Source organism: Duncaniella muricolitica, from assembly GCF_910574735.1.
Lineage (GTDB): Bacteria > Bacteroidota > Bacteroidia > Bacteroidales > Muribaculaceae > Duncaniella > Duncaniella muricolitica.
Genome location: NZ_CAJTCF010000040.1, coordinates 20,505 through 35,499 on the forward strand (window position 1 = coordinate 20,505; position 14,995 = coordinate 35,499).

Consider the following 14,995-nt stretch of genomic DNA (forward strand, 5'->3'; position numbering starts at 1 on the left):
TTACGTTTTACTGGATTGATAACTTGTCAATTACATTGGCTCTCACGATGTCCTCGTTGTCTACCACAAAGGATTGATGGCGACCGCCTTCCTTCTCGGCGACCTCAATAACGAGCTGCTTGTCGTCGGGGATTGTGAATTTCTCCAGAGCGAAGACCGTACGCTCCGACTGCTTGCCGTGTACCACTGTCACATAATTCTGGGCGCGGAGCGGTTCGAGTACCTGCTCCTGCATGGCGGTACGCTTGATAACTTTCTTATCCACAATCTTGAAACTGACATAATCTATGTCGAAAGCGATATTGCTTGTATTCTTCAGTTCGGTGTGGAAATAGAGAAGCCCATTGTTGGTATAGATGGATTTCAGGAGGAACTGCACCCCGAAACGCTTTGAGCCGATATGCTTTATCTCGCGCTTGTTCTGCTTGTAGATGGACTTCATAATCAGCTTTACAAGCATAGGGGACTCGCTACCCAACTTTTCGAGGTACACCTCCTGAGCGTTGTTAGGACGGTTCACAGCCTCGCCGTCATGGAGGAAGTCAGTCATCTCAATACTCAGAAGCAGAGGCTCTTTCGCAAATTTGACGTTGAAGGTGTAGTAGCTCCCATCATCAGTGATAACCGAGAGGTTGGTTTCCTGCTTGAACGACTTGAAGGCAGACTTGACACGAAGCACATTCTTCGCACCGTCGGCGAGACCGGCCACAAGGTTCTCGTTGCCGAGGTCGACATATGTGATTTCAGCCGGGAAGATGATGTGGGTGGTCTTGTTGTAGCAGACCTCCAGCGCATGAGGCGGAATCATGCGGTCGAAGCCCATTTTTCGGGTCAAGCCGTCGAACTTGTCGCCGTCGGTGTAGTTGCCGCCATAGACATTAAGGTCATGTTCTGCGACCTTTTCAGACGACATGTTATTATCGGTGTTATCGGAATTTTTGGCGTTGGCAGCCGTGGCCACTCCGAAGAGTGCCACTGCCGCGACAAAGAATTTTGTGATTGTTTTCATTCGTTGTTGTTGGGATTGGTTGATGATTACTGCTCATTCTGACGGAGCATGATTTTGTAGCCGGATTTCAGATGGACTTTTACCGTGCGCAGTTTCTTGTTGAGATACTGGCTGACACCGTTGATAAGACCTTTGCCGACATCGGAGGCGAGTTGTGCACCGGCGTTGGTGGTAAGATTGATGAAACTTCCCATCGTACTGCCCATATTGGCGCCGATTTCGTGCAGGGCATCACTCTCCATCGAGTTGGGAATGTTGATACCCTCCTGACCGTCGGAGTCATAGACTGAGAGGTCAACCTCCATGATGCAGCCGAGAGCCTCGATAGACTCGATCTTGATTTCAAGACGTTCTCCCTGCAACCGCGCAGCTCCCATCACCGTGGTGTTCTTCGGCAACAGAGAGTTGCCAATCCACATAGGTTCGAGCGTGCGGAGCCTGACGCTCTGCCCGTCGGTAATCGACTGGTCGGAAGCGACACAGGCTGAAATGGTGTTCTTGAAATTCGTGTGCTTGGTGCCGACGGCGGTAGAGAAAGAGCGGGTGTTATCGGTCGAGGCATTGAGGGAAGACACTACATTGCGGTTTACCTGATTGACGGGCATAACCTTACGGTCTTTCTCCGGCTCATCGACAATCACAGCCTGTTGACTGCCATTGCCGGTGCCGAGATACTGCGCTGCCAATTTGTATGACTGCTCCATCAGTTCCATCTCGTTGGGCTGCTGACTCTGTTGCTGCGCCATAGTGTTCTGGGCCTCCAACTCATCAATCTTTGCCTGCAACTCCGCCACCTGAGCGGCGGAATTATCCTCCGGGATATAAAAATCCTGTAGTGAAGCCTGAACTTGCTGGTAAGCCTCGGCTGACGACTGAACTTCATTTGAAACAGTATCCTGAGGTGCTGCAATAGAATCAGTGACAGCTTCAAGCTGAACAGCCTGAGCGTTTCTCTGTTCCGTTTCCTCCAGATGTGCCTGAGCCTCATAAGCAGCTATCTTATTGCCCTCGATTCCTTCGGTAGAACCATCGGGAAGCTCGGTGTTGGCACCGCCATTGGTTTTACCATCGTCTTCACCGGGAGCGAAGATTAGCCATATACTGGCGATACAGGAAATGAACATCAGAGGAAACACCACAAGATACTTCTTCATCTTTTCCCGCTCTGCCGTATTCTTGGGCTTTAAGCGGGATTTAAGATCATCGAGCCACGTCATCGGGAACAGATTTTGCCGGGTTAGACTTACCGACCTCAATATGATGGACGTGTTCAACCTGCATTTCGGAACGGTGTCCGAGTCCCATTTTATAGCAAGCATGTCCGAATACAAAGAATGCTATGAGAATAAATGCAGTCAGCATTACAGTCACCACAGTGAGTCGCTGCTTCTGGGGAAGCTCATCGCATTTCCGTTTTATGAATCCGGAAAGACGAGTTTTGGGAGAGAGCCACACCTTATTATATATGGCTCCTTTGATACTTGATATTTTCACTGGATATTTGTTAGCGTTTTACGGTCTGAATATCTCGATTTTCCAAGATTGTCAGACCCTCGATTATGAAACCATTGGGATTATCATCCGACCTTGACGCATTGGTCAGGCGGCAGGTGGTTACGAGGCTGCGCTCTGTAACATTGCTTTGACGGATAATCATCTCCTTTGCGTATGTCTTTGCGATGTAAGGATAATTGTTGAAATCACAGACCACACTGTCCACCTTGACAACCTGAGTGATGTTTCCGGCTATAATGCGGTTGTAATATCCTTTCTCGACAAAGTCAGAATAGTAATTGTAGGCACTCTTGTCAGCGAGAATCAGCGCACGGTCAATATTGTGCTGGATTGCCGATTTATCGGGAGACAGTGTGAAGAACAGTTCATGGAATCGGCGCACATGCTCGCGGGCCTCCGCCGGGCGATTCTGGTTCATGTCCTGCGACAAGGCAAGCATAAGTGACTTGCCATTGTCAAGGACATAAATCTTTTCCCGTTGTTTTTCCGCAAATCTCAGCGACATACATACTGCTGAAATAGCGACAACAGCGCAAAGGCTCACAACCACTATGCCGAAGAGTCGTATCTGCCGAAACGACGTCTCGATGTTTTTTAGTGATTTGAATTCCACAGTCTGAGTTATTTTAATAGTTTACCGGCTCTTCCGACTACATTTCCGGCTACGCCTCCGGCAATACTTCCGGCCCAAGACCCTCCGGTCATGGCTGTATTGTTGATAGATCGGTTGTAGCTGCCCATGCCTCCTGCCTGAATAATCCATCCGGCAACGGTCGGTATCGTGAAATATCCGATTATGCCGATAATCATAAAGATGGTATAAGCAGTGTTACTTCCGTCAAGGTCAACATTCGGATTGTTTGTAAGTTCCGAAATGTCGTTCTGGAGCATCAGAACCTGAATCTTCGCCAATATTGTCGAGAACAAGTCTGCCACAGGCAACCACAGATAGGTCTGAATATACCGGCATATCCATTGGACGAGGGTATTTTGGAATCCGTCCCAGACGGACAATGCGAATGAAATCGGACCGAGTATCGCCAACACAATCAGAAAGAAAGTACGGATTGTGTCGATTGTAAGCGAAGCAGCCTGAAAGAGCATCTCTAGCAATTCACGAAAGAAATTCTGGATTGCTTTCTTCATTTTATACATTCCGCGCTCGATATACATACCTGCGGCGGTGCCTACCTCCGTCACTCCGAGTTCGTCAATCTGCCTGTCAAACTCGGCATCATCTACAAGATAGGCGGTCGAGGGATCGCGCATCATCTGTTCGTACTCAAGTCGGTCCTTCTCCTCCCGGTACTTTTTCATGTCAAGAGTCTGACCTTCGAGCATCGAGGCTGTTCCTTGCACAATGGGCGACATGACCGAGTTGATGGTGCCGAGCACCACGGTCGGGAAGAACATGATGCAGAATCCGATGACGAAAGGGCGAAGAAGCGGAAATACATCTATCGGTGACGCATTTGCCAGAGACTGCCATATTCGATAAGCAACGTAGAACAATGCACCGAGTCCGGCTATGCCCTGGGCCACTCCCGCCATGTCGCTGCACAAAGGCATCATCTCATCGTAGAGCGACCGGAGTATTGAGTGGAGATTTGTAAAATCGATTGCACACAACATAGACATTACCAGTATTTTTCAGAGCCGTCGCCATAGAGGTTGACAACCCTTTGTGTATCTGCTTTCTTCTTGGCTCGTAGATAAGACACCGAGATGTTCTTATTGGTGAAATAAGCGGTCAGACCCTTCAGACGTTTCATCTCGTTGTAGCAATCATCCACTACATCCATCCTGTCTTTGTCAGTCATGGATAATGTGGTGATATTCACAACCTGCTTCAAATCGTTGAGAACACCTCCGGCCTCTTCAAGAATCCGGGTATAGCCTGAGGCGATTGACGATAGTTCCGCGCTGGTGAAGTTCTGGTCAGTCAGCATCTTCTTGAAGTTGTTGACGTAGTAACCGGAAATGTCACCGAGCATCAGGACGGTCTGCTGCACCTTGCGGGCATCGCGGACGAGGTTATTCACCTGCTGGAGAGCATCGTAATACTTCTTTGCCTGCTGGTAAATCTTCACAGTTTCCTGAAAATTCTTGACCATGTGGGTCGCTGTCTGCGACTCTTGAACAAGTGACTTTGAAGAGTTTACGATACTCTGGGCGATATTGGACGGGTCGATGACCGTCCACTGGGCGTTTGCCCTGCCTGTACCGAAAAGCAGACAGAAGGCAAACAGGGTAAGGATTGTTTTCAGATGTTTCATTGTTCTGTTGAGTCGATGAATGAATTGATGTCAAAATCCACGGATTCCGGAGCGAGGCTGTCAATGTCAGACAATTCATGTACTTCATAGCGTTCCAATTCCTCACCTGAGTCGGCAAGATAGATTCTGTCTGTCTCATGGCTGTAAGCCAGCGTCAGCAGAGTATCACCATCGGCAAAGAAGATGTCGCTGTCATCAGGATTGGAGGTGGAACATCTGATGACGAAGGTTTTTCCGGGAATCTCAGGCTGGTATCGGTATTCGATGTATAGTACATAGAACCCGCCTCTGGGGGTAATGTAGTACCTCATTGAATCGTCGATATTTGTCCAAACGCCACATAGAGAAGCTTTATGGTTAACTTGGGGCTTGGGCTTAAATTCAGCCTTGAGCATGTCGGCTATTGCCTTCATCCTCTCATCAATTGAGATGAGAACTGAATTGTCAAACTGACTGGTGACATCGACCGAGAGAGGAAACACTTTCTTGCGGTCTTTGATCGCGCACACCACTATAATCACCAAGGCAATGATGCCGATTACAATGGAGGCAGCGAAAAGGTAGGGCAGCAACACATATTTGAGTGTCATTGCCAGTTCAAAAATTTGCTGGTTCACTTTTATTGGGTTAAGGGTTATCGAATTTTGGAGGCCATGCCTCCGATTATTTTCACTCCTACGAAAAGCAGGAGCAGCGGAAAGGTTATCATAGCAAGTAGCCCGATGAAGAGACCGGCAATAATTGCCCACAGAGCATACAGAACTTTCATAGCGGCAGCCATTGTGAGAGATGATTAACGATGTTTGTAATCACGTCATAGACAAATGGCTTGGCATACTGAATAGCCTTGTATGTCGCCACGAAGACTGTGGAGAGGATTGCAATACCGGCGAGGAAGAGGATAAAACCTGTCTGCACTCCGAGAATCGGGTGAAACGCTTTGGGAATTTTCATGTCGCACCCTCCTTTCTCTCGTTGGCAAGCATCTTGATGGCAGCTTCGGTGTCGCCACCTAATTGCCTCGCCTTGTTGAGTACCTGAATCTTCTCCGTTTCCTCAGTGGTATAGCAGAGATATTCCTCGGTCGAGACCTCTGTGGCATAGACAGCGGATTGTGTACCGCCGAGACCAATCCACACCTCTTTATATAGGCGATTGGGATTGTTAGCCATATTGATACTGAGTATCTGCGACTTCTCTTTATCGGTCAGACCGAGCAGCTCCTGAATCTGGTCGAAGCGGTTCATATACTTGCGCTGATCCAAAAGTATCTTACAGTCGGAGTTGTTGATGATAGTCTCTTTCACGATAGGACTGGAGATTATATCATCTACTTCCTGCGTCACCACCACCGCCTCGCCAAAGTATTTACGCACAGTCTTATAGAGGTACTTCATATACTCTGCCATGTTAGCCGAAGAAAGAGCCTTCCAAGCCTCCTCACAGATAAGGACTTTTCGGATACCTTTTAGCCTTCGCATCTTATTGATGAAAGCCTCCATGATGATGATTGTCACCACCGGAAAAAGTTCCTTGTTGTCCTTGATACTGTCTATTTCAAAGACTATGAATCGTTTACCGAGCAAGTCGATATTCTCCTTGGAGTTCAGCAGGAAGTCAAACCGGCCTCCGTGGTAATACTGCCTGAGGGTGGTCAGGAAGTTGTCAATGTCGAAATCCTGCTTGTAGATGGGGATAGGACGCTGTGCCATTTCCTGACGGTAGCCGTCGCGCATAAACTCATAGAACGAGTTGAAGCATGGCACGATATTTTTGTCCTTAGCCATTTTTTCGAGGAACATTGACAACGCAGAGCCTAATTCACCGCTTTCAGTCTTGGTCACTCTGTCGTCCTCTGACTTCCAGAGTGTCAGCAGCAGTGTCTTGATTGAGTCCTTCTTCTCCACATCAAAGACCCCGTCATCGGTGTAGAAGGGATTGAACGAAATCGGACTGTCCTCGGTATAGGTGTAATAGACACCGTCTTCGCCATGCGTCTTATTATGAATCAGATTGCAAAGCCCCTCGTATGAGTTACCGGTGTCAATCAGGAGGATATGCGCTCCCTGCTCATAATATTGTCGGACAAAATGGTTGGTAAAGAAAGACTTACCGCTACCTGACGGTCCGAGGATGAACTTGTTGCGGTTGGTAGTGATACCTCTTTTCATCGGCTCATCCGATATATCAAGGTGTATCGGTTTCCCGGTAAGGCGGTCAACCATTTTGATACCGAAAGGCGACAGGCTACTGCGGTAGTTGGTCTCGGCAGTGAAAAAACAGACGGCAAGTTCGATGAACGTATAGAAACTTTCCTCGGCAGGGAAATCCGCCTCATTTCCGGGCATAGCCGACCAGAACAGTGTCGGGCAGTCGATGGTGTTATGCCGTGGCATACAACCCATTGTCGCCAACTGACCGCCGACATCATTCTTGATTCGCCGCAGTTCCTCAGTGTCATCGCTCCATGCCATGATATTGACATGGCAGCGGACGGAAGTCAGACCGTATGAGTGAGCCTCGTTGAGATAGCGGTCAATCCACTCCTTGTTGATTGCATTACTTCGGCTATACCTCGAAAGGCTGTTCATGTTGCGGGCGGTCTTCTCAAACCTTGCCAAGTTCTCATCGTGGTCATCAATCAGCACATACTGGTTGACTATGTGATTGCATGGCAACAGCAACCCGATGGGACTTGCGAAGCTTAATCGGCAGTCACTTCGGTCAGTCGATAACCTCTCATAACGGTTATCGGTGCTGACTTTTGCGGGGAGATCATCAGTGTCGGATAGAGTGTGCAGACAGAGCATCTTGTCGCCAATCCGCATCTGGCGAGCATCGAGGTCAATGTCCTCCAAGCAGGTAACATCGTCCATTGTCAGCGACAAATATTTTTCGATAAGTCCGGAAAAATTCTCTGTTCCGACCAGCTCATCATCCGTGAGGCGACGCAGTTTGATATAGCCGGTATCATTGATGATACGCTCGAACTGTTCCACAGACTCCATGAACTTGACAACCATCTCGTGATTGAGTTCCTTCGGGGTGATTCGCCCACGGCAGAGGGTCGAGAAGTTGCTCTGCTGACGCGCCCGCTCCTTCGTGGTCTTGGTAAGGAAGAGATAACACTTATGGGCGAGATATGGGCGCTCGTTGAAATGGCGTTCAAAACTCCTGTCCAAAAAGGATAAATCATCCTTCTGAAGCTCCGGCTGATATTTTTCCGAACAGAACCAGTCCTGCTTATGCACCACCGAATAGTGCGGTAACACCTTGATTGCCTTGCACCATGCTCCGTGCATGGCTTCATATTCGGCGGATGTCACTGTGAACAGTTCCGGCAGACTAACCTCGAAGGCGACCGTTATGTCGGCATCTTTGCTGATTATGCAGCCGTGTTCCACGGCAAGCAGCGGCAGCTTGGATTCCAGTGTTGTGGCTTTCAGTATATTTCTCATTGTTTTCTACATTTAATCATTCGGTTAAGGCGCAGACGGTTGATGATGTAGCGCGGGTGATATTTCACAGCGGCAAGTTTCATCAGACCGTGCTGCCCGTACTTGGCATTGAGGTGGAAGGTGAGCCAGACAAGGACTGAGGCGGCAGTAACGCCAAATCCTATGCAGATCCATTGGGACAGGCCGGCGATATACATGATGACGAACACCACGAACAGGGCGAGCAAGCCCCCGGCAAAGATGAACAGATACTGCGCCTTCAGACCCTTGTACTCTACCGACCGTCCTATGCCTTTGTTGATAGCATATTCGGCCATAGTTGATTAGAGGAAGAACGAGCGGAGAATAGTGGCGGCCACAATCAGGAAGATACACGCTCCGAACCACGAGGCGGCTGTCTTGGTGGTGTCGGGATCACCGCTCGACCACTTGGAATAGACCTTGACACCGCCGATAAGACCGACAACCGCACCGATTGCGTAGATGAGCTTGGTGCCTGGGTCGAAATACGATGTCACCATAGAGGTAGCCTCGTTGATACCGCTCAGACCGTTGCCGGCGGCAGCGGCACGGAGACCGCCGAGAAGTCCGGCGATGAGAGCCACCACAAGGCGGCACTTGATAATTTTAATTTTATTGATGATAGAGGGTTTCATTGTTGGGGAGTGGGGATAGTTTTTTGATACTTGGGTAAGAAATCAGAAAGTTCAAACTCTCCGTATGCCTTCACACTGACTGGTTCGGGAGCCGTAATTTTTGAAGACTCCTTTTCAGCAGCGATTTCATCGACTTTGCGATGGCATTCATCGAGCTTATCCAGAATATACCTTGGCAGGTGGGTCATTAACTCCGTATTCTTGAAGTCAGCGAAGACACGCACCACATACTGATGTTCCTCAGTTGTCGGAGCTGTCTTGCGCCCAAGAATGAGTTCAGCTCGGGCAAGTTCGTCAAAAGTCGCTCCCTCGGCTATAGGCTCTGCCACTGAATTATCGCTTGCCGCAATTTCATCGGCAATACGCTTGTCAGTTTCAAAAGCCTCTTTAATTTCCTCAGGTGACAATGCCGGAGGAGAAGGTTCAGCCGTAGATTCTTCAGGAATATCAAACTCGACATCGTCAATTTCAATATCCTCGTTGAATAGTTCTACGACAGCCGCTTCTGTCGCCTTCGCCACAATCTTTTTCACAGCGTCAACCGAATACCGACTTTTCCCGATTCCGGCTTTTCGTACCGGACCAGAAACTGATTCCACAGGGGACTCCGATTTGGTATCCGCAGAATTGCCGGCGGTTTCAGCAGATGAATCTTTCTTTCGTTGCAGAACATCGAGAGTGATGTACGCCATCAGCGCAATGTTCAGCAGAAAGACGGCTGCAAGAAGGAGGTCTTTTGTCATGGCTGGCAGTTGTAAACGTCTGACTTCATCTGTTCCAGAAGCTCGTCATTCAGACCAAGATGCACAAGGATTATAGACTCGGCGAAGGACCCGATTGTGGCTCCGGTATCAGCCCAGCTGACGATTTGCTTGAGAGCTTCGGCACATTCGACATCGACGTGTATCCATGCTGAGCCGCGAGACTGAGAGTCAGGACAGAGATATGTTTCGAGGTAATTTTCTCCGACGGTCTGATATATTGCCAGATCTCCAGGCATCAGTTTGTCGTACATTACCTTGCGCATAATCTCATGGAGAAATTTGTATTCTCTGAGATGCTCCCGCAGAATCGCACTGGCATACGACCTTACAGTAGTGTTGTTCTGCGCAATCAGGCGTACAACGCTCTTCAGCTTGTCGAGAGTCTTTTCGGTTATGCCGATACAGCGTTGGTGCTTGATTGGCACACGGGTCAGATATATTTCGGCATAATCCGATTTTGCCTTTTCGGAATTGCCTGTATTGGTTTTGATAGAGGGATTCATTCTTTGTGTTGAAAAGGGTTGGGAACTTGTTGCTTATTCATCATCTCCTCAATGAGTTCGGAAAACTCATTGAAATGATATTCAAGTAGGTTGTGAATGTAAACCGACAACGGAAATCTCTCCATGCCATCTCCAAAGCACCTCATGAGCGCCTTGATTTTCTTGCAGTCATCTTTCGAGACATAGTAAGTCTTGCCATACCGCATAGACTCACCCAAGTTGGGCCGGAGAAATATATCCTGATAATCCTTCGGTGTCTTCACCACACCATTTTGCCGGCGCGGTAAAACGGAACCCGGATTTTTTCGATTATCTTCTTGGGTTTCTTCCACCTTTGGGAATTCGGTTTCCGCCTCGGCATCCACTTTGTCAGTTCTTCGCTGAGGGGATACCGGCTTGTAGGCGTCAAGGAAATTGTCGGGTGTAATCTGTCCATCGTTCTTTTTCGCCATAGCGTTACTTGGTGGTTATTTCAAGGAATTCAGTCACTAACTGCTCTATGCCACTGCCTTTGAGCTGGGTACGGTCGGGAGGCATGAGAGTGGAGCGAAAAATTGCTCGCTTCACATCACAACTTCCTTCCCGGCGGAACCTGACGCTGTTGGGCAGAGAGGACTTCATCACATTGATGTTGAGTTCAGCCATGAACGAATCATAGACCTTGTAGAGTTCTGTCCGTTCACGCGGGTCAACCATTGTCCAGAGCACGTATAGATCCTTGATAGTGGACACACCGGTTGTCATCAGGGCCTCACGAACATAGTTGCAGAATCCGATGCCGCTTTCGAGCACGTGGCGGTCGGCTGTCATGGGACAGAAGACATACTGGACGTTTCGGATTACATCAACCACATTGAAGTTGTTGATGGTACCCGGGAGGTCGAAAAACACAAAGTCCGGGATATACTGGTCCAGATAGTCCTGAGCCGTTTGTAGAGCTTCGCTGATTTCACATTCCAGAACCGGGTATGCCCGTTTCTGTGATTTCTGGAAAGTGTCGTAGAGCTGTTTTCGTAGATACTCGCTCTGCTCACAGTCACGCAACTCACGGTCACGTTCACGAGCGATACTATGTTGGGGAGGGTCACAGTCGATAACCGCCACTTCATACCCTTTAAGGTAATGAAGGCAACTGGCGAGAAGTACCGTTATGGTCGATTTGCCGACACCGCCTTTCTGCGATGACACGGCGACGAGAATAGGTTTCTTCATCTTGATTACTGGGAGATGGAGGGTTGAAAATTCAGTTGTCTAATCGCTTGACCGCTCACTCAACTGAATACGCAACTGCCTGACCACTCAATCAACTGGTCACACAGGCGATTGACTGATTGGTTGAAGTGCTGACTAATCAGGTCTTCAACCAATCAACCGGTTAATCGCGCAACTGCGCAGTCAGATGATTGGGTGGGCGATTGATTGGGTATGGCTTCAGTCAATCAAGCGAGCGGTATTCTGCCCGATTAGTCAATCAGTCAGTTGCAGTTCTGCCACTTTGGACATTAGCGATACTGACGTTCTGACTAACCAATCAGTTACTCAATCGCTTGTTTGGCGAGGCAGGCAATCAACTGAATGGTTGATGCTTTACCCGGTCAATCAAACAGGTGTATAATCAGTTGGGTGAAGTGTCGATTGAATTGCCGTGGGACCACATGGGCGGCCGCAATCGACGGTCATAGGGGCGGTAACATTTACCATCCACGCATAGGTGAGAACCTATCGCGCTGAAAATCAATAGTGACTTGACGGAGATTCAGTTGTGCGATTGATTGGCCAATCAGTCAATCACCGTCGGGTGTCATAGTATTATTAAGAGACATCTCGTATCATCGACCCGATTTGAGAGCCTCCCGTCGGAGGCGTTTCGTGTCGTTGACGTTGCAAAGTAAGGGATAATTTTTCATTCCCACCAAACATTTTTGGCCAGATATAGCATAAGGTTGTACATGTATATAGCTATATACAATAGATATAGCACCAACCGGCGGCAAACCGCCGTAACTTTGCATCGAGCAACGGAAGCTGTGTCCTCAGCATCCGCACAGCCTCTGAGCATGGACCACATCAGAGGCAATCCATTCAGGTTTTCTTATAGGAGAGAGTGTTCATTGGAACACAGCAAGGTGTCCAAACAGTAACCGTTTGGATTTCGGGTAACTCTGCCGTTACCACGAAATAACCTTGCCGTGCCGGGGCTTGGGACCGCTCCGAAGTCGCAATCCCCATGGAAAACCTGCGGTGCATTGGAGAGGACAGCACGTTGTGCCACCATTTTATTCCCTTGAAACAATGAAAACATCAGATAAGGCCGGGCGACCCAAGTCGTCCAACCCCTGCACGCATTGCGTCATGGTGAGGTTCGATGACCTCGAATATGACGCATTGCAGCGCATGATGGAGAGAGCCGGCGAGACCGTAAAGGCTACTTTCATCAAGCAGGTCATAGCAGACAAGCCATTCAAAGTGCTTGTCACAGACAAAACCCTCGCACTCTATACTGCGAAACTGGGCGAATTTTTCTCCCAGTTCCGCACGTTAGGTGTGAATTATAACATAGTGGTAAGAGAACTTCGAGCAGGATTCACAGAGAAGAAAGCTATGAGCCTTCTTTATAATCTGGAAAAAACTACCCGTGACATGATAGCAATCATGGGCGAAGTCAAGGAACTTACCGAAAAATTCGATGAGCAATGGTCGCAAAAATCAGTATAGGATCATCTCTCTACGGAGCACTTGCCTATAACGGCGAAAAAATAAACGAGGCAAGAGGACGTATCCTTGGCTCAAACAAGGTTGTGATCCCTCCTGACGGTCATGCACGAATAGCCCAAATGGTTGAGGACTTCAAAAGTTTCATGCCTAAGATGGGCAGAACCAAGAAGCCGGTTCTTCACATATCGTTGAACCCGCATCCCGATGACAGGCTCACCGACCAGGATTTCGAGATTCTGGCCCGTGAGTACCTTGACAAACTGGGATTCGGCGACCAGCCCTTCGTAATCTATAAGCATGAGGACATCGACCGCCACCATATTCATATAGTGACTGTCAATGTCAACGAGCAAGGTAAGCGTCTTAATCAGGCTTTCCTGTTCCGTCGCAGCAAGGCAATCACCAATGAGCTGGAACAGAAGTATAATCTTCACAAAGCCCAGCGTGAGAAAGTATCTCCAGATACTCCCATAAGGAAACTTGACCCGTCGGGCGACATCAAGCGACAAGTACAGAATACTGTCAAACTTGTCGGGATGCGCTATAAGTTCCAGACTCTTGGCGAATACAATGCTATTCTCTCCTTATATAATATAAGGTGTGAACCCACCGACGGAAGAATCAATGGTCGGGAGTATCATGGTCTCGTTTACTTTGCAATGAATGATAACGGCGATACTGTCTCGACTCCGTTCAAGGCTTCTCGGCTCGGGAAATTTGCCAGCAGAGCCGCAGTGGAAGGTCATTTTGAGAGGTCAAAAGAGAATGTTGAGATTCGACCGACGAAAAGAATCGTGGCATCAGTCATGGCTCAGTCATCAGGTCAGGACGATTTCATTGCCAGTCTCAATAGCAAAGGTATCGACCTTGTTCTTCGATACAATGAAGATGGTAGAATCTATGGGGCGACTTTTGTTGACCACAACACCCATACCGTTCTCAATGGCTCCAGACTTGGAAAAGAGTTCTCGGCAAATGCTTTTGAACGCTGGTTCAATGGCGATGGCGAAAAGCCAATTCTCTCAGCTTCGGGTACCCCGAATCCGGATACAGCTCAGACTACTGGTGATACTTCAACTCCGCCTCAGTCTAATCCGTCAACCGGGCAAAGTCAGGCTAATTCACATGACTATAAGAATGACTATGAGCAACCGACACTCCCCGGGCTCGACCTATTCCAAGTCGGACCCGGATTCAATCCCGAGGAAGAAGCATTTTACCGGGCTATGCAGCGTAGAAAGAAAAGACGTCGCGGTCCGCAGTTATAAACCTTTAACCCAAGAAAACAATGTCACAACAAGAAGACGACCTCAGAGCGTTGGCGAAGATTATGGATCTTCTCCGCGCCGTCAGCATAGCAATCGTTGTAGGCAACATCTATTGGTTCTGTCGTGAACTTGTGGATGGATGGGGATTCCATGCCGAGACAATGAAGGTGTTGACCAATTTCAATGAAGCCTGCGGAATGTTTCGCAACCCGTGGAACGCCAAATGGTGGGCTTTACTCTTTCTCGGACTGTCGTGCTTCGGCTCACGAGGTGTAAAAAACGAGAAAATACAGTGGATCCATATCTGGATTCTACTCAGTGTCGGAGCTGTGCTGTTCTTCATGAACTGGTGGATGCCGGCTCTACATTGGAACTATACCTATATAATATGTACCGCCATAGGCTACATCTGTATGCTGATGGGCGGTGTGTATATGAGCCGACTCCTTAATAATAATATGATGGATGACCGCTTCAATGAGGAGAATGAATCCTTCATGCAGGAGACGCGTCTGCTGGAGAATGAGTATTCCGTAAATCTGCCTACACGGTTCTACTATAATAAGAAGTGGAACAAAGGGTGGATAAATATCGTGAACCCGTTTCGTGCCTCGATTGTGCTCGGAACTCCCGGCTCCGGTAAGTCGTATGCGGTAGTCAATAACTTCATTAAACAGCAGATAGAGAAAGGATTCGGACTCTATTTATATGGTGCGCCAGTCAAGGTAGTGTCTTAATAGTCCCTTTGGCAAGGATTAGGCAAGTGTTCTTTGAAAATGACCTATCATCACCGACTTATCTGTCCAACGAAAGACGGCAGGGAGTGTAGCA

General features: G+C 48.4%; 18 protein-coding genes and 1 pseudogene. 3 read left to right on the forward strand and 16 right to left on the reverse strand.

What is annotated here, in order from left to right; genetic code table 11:
- Positions 1–7: 7 nt before the first annotated feature.
- The 16 genes from traN to QGT73_RS10080 form a co-directional block, all read right to left on the reverse strand.
- A complete protein-coding gene (gene traN / locus QGT73_RS10005; RefSeq protein ID WP_217939033.1) occupies positions 8–913 on the reverse strand; it encodes a conjugative transposon protein TraN in 906 nt (301 codons plus the stop codon).
- A gap of 122 nt (positions 914–1,035) precedes the next feature.
- Positions 1,036–2,163, reverse strand: coding sequence for a conjugative transposon protein TraM (traM, locus tag QGT73_RS10010; RefSeq protein WP_217939028.1), 1,128 nt, complete (start codon positions 2,161–2,163; stop codon positions 1,036–1,038).
- 46 nt (positions 2,164–2,209) lie between these two features.
- Positions 2,210–2,503, reverse strand: coding sequence for a TraL conjugative transposon family protein (locus QGT73_RS10015; RefSeq protein ID WP_123615393.1), 294 nt, complete (start codon positions 2,501–2,503; stop codon positions 2,210–2,212).
- 10 nt (positions 2,504–2,513) lie between these two features.
- On the reverse strand, positions 2,514–3,137 hold the full coding sequence (traK, locus tag QGT73_RS10020) for a conjugative transposon protein TraK (protein ID WP_123615394.1): 624 nt from the start codon (positions 3,135–3,137) through the stop codon (positions 2,514–2,516).
- Between the two features lie 8 nt (positions 3,138–3,145).
- Positions 3,146–4,144, reverse strand: coding sequence for a conjugative transposon protein TraJ (gene traJ, locus QGT73_RS10025; RefSeq protein ID WP_123615443.1), 999 nt, complete (start codon positions 4,142–4,144; stop codon positions 3,146–3,148).
- 17 nt (positions 4,145–4,161) lie between these two features.
- On the reverse strand, positions 4,162–4,791 hold the full coding sequence (locus QGT73_RS10030; RefSeq protein WP_280122347.1) for a DUF4141 domain-containing protein: 630 nt from the start codon (positions 4,789–4,791) through the stop codon (positions 4,162–4,164).
- A gap of 5 nt (positions 4,792–4,796) precedes the next feature.
- The gene (locus tag QGT73_RS10035; RefSeq protein WP_123615396.1) at positions 4,797–5,390 is read right to left on the reverse strand and encodes a hypothetical protein; all 594 of its coding nucleotides are present in this window, start codon (positions 5,388–5,390) and stop codon (positions 4,797–4,799) included.
- Between the two features lie 44 nt (positions 5,391–5,434).
- Entirely contained in the window at positions 5,435–5,569 is a 135-nt protein-coding gene (locus QGT73_RS10040) for a hypothetical protein (RefSeq protein WP_255201570.1), read from the reverse strand.
- Positions 5,566–5,754: a hypothetical protein gene (locus QGT73_RS10045; RefSeq protein WP_123615397.1), complete on the reverse strand. Its 189-nt coding sequence runs from the start codon at positions 5,752–5,754 to the stop codon at positions 5,566–5,568. The genes QGT73_RS10040 and QGT73_RS10045 overlap by 4 nt, the downstream gene beginning before the upstream one ends.
- Complete coding sequence (locus QGT73_RS10050) at positions 5,751–8,258, reverse strand: TraG family conjugative transposon ATPase (protein ID WP_123615398.1); 2,508 nt, start codon at positions 8,256–8,258, stop codon at positions 5,751–5,753. Before QGT73_RS10050 ends, QGT73_RS10045 begins: the two co-directional genes overlap by 4 nt.
- Positions 8,255–8,575, reverse strand: coding sequence for a DUF4133 domain-containing protein (locus QGT73_RS10055; protein ID WP_123615399.1), 321 nt, complete (start codon positions 8,573–8,575; stop codon positions 8,255–8,257). The genes QGT73_RS10050 and QGT73_RS10055 overlap by 4 nt, the downstream gene beginning before the upstream one ends.
- A 6-nt stretch (positions 8,576–8,581) precedes the next feature.
- On the reverse strand, positions 8,582–8,902 hold the full coding sequence (locus QGT73_RS10060; RefSeq protein WP_370280120.1) for a DUF4134 domain-containing protein: 321 nt from the start codon (positions 8,900–8,902) through the stop codon (positions 8,582–8,584).
- An 8-nt stretch (positions 8,903–8,910) separates the two neighbouring features.
- Complete coding sequence (locus QGT73_RS10065; RefSeq protein ID WP_123615401.1) at positions 8,911–9,657, reverse strand: hypothetical protein; 747 nt, start codon at positions 9,655–9,657, stop codon at positions 8,911–8,913.
- Complete coding sequence (locus QGT73_RS10070) at positions 9,654–10,181, reverse strand: DUF3408 domain-containing protein (RefSeq protein WP_123615402.1); 528 nt, start codon at positions 10,179–10,181, stop codon at positions 9,654–9,656. The genes QGT73_RS10065 and QGT73_RS10070 overlap by 4 nt, the downstream gene beginning before the upstream one ends.
- Positions 10,178–10,633 (reverse strand): DUF3408 domain-containing protein, encoded by a 456-nt coding sequence (locus tag QGT73_RS10075; protein WP_123615403.1) that lies wholly within the window; start codon positions 10,631–10,633, stop codon positions 10,178–10,180. Before QGT73_RS10075 ends, QGT73_RS10070 begins: the two co-directional genes overlap by 4 nt.
- Before the next feature lie 4 nt (positions 10,634–10,637).
- Positions 10,638–11,393 carry a ParA family protein gene (locus QGT73_RS10080; RefSeq protein WP_123615404.1) on the reverse strand — a complete coding sequence of 252 codons (756 nt, stop codon included), beginning with the start codon at positions 11,391–11,393 and terminating at the stop codon, positions 10,638–10,640.
- 1,080 nt (positions 11,394–12,473) lie between these two features.
- On the opposite strand from QGT73_RS10080, the gene QGT73_RS10085 reads away from it, so the two are divergent.
- The 3 genes and pseudogenes from QGT73_RS10085 to QGT73_RS10095 form a co-directional block, all read left to right on the forward strand.
- Positions 12,474–12,896, forward strand: a complete 423-nt coding sequence (locus tag QGT73_RS10085; RefSeq protein WP_124075915.1) for a plasmid mobilization protein — start codon at positions 12,474–12,476, stop codon at positions 12,894–12,896.
- Positions 12,875–14,164 carry a conjugal transfer protein MobB gene (gene mobB / locus QGT73_RS10090; RefSeq protein ID WP_124075914.1) on the forward strand — a complete coding sequence of 430 codons (1,290 nt, stop codon included), beginning with the start codon at positions 12,875–12,877 and terminating at the stop codon, positions 14,162–14,164. The genes QGT73_RS10085 and mobB overlap by 22 nt, the downstream gene beginning before the upstream one ends.
- A 20-nt stretch (positions 14,165–14,184) precedes the next feature.
- Positions 14,185–14,874: pseudogene (locus QGT73_RS10095) on the forward strand (YWFCY domain-containing protein); the annotation flags it as partial.
- Positions 14,875–14,995 lie beyond the last annotated feature (121 nt).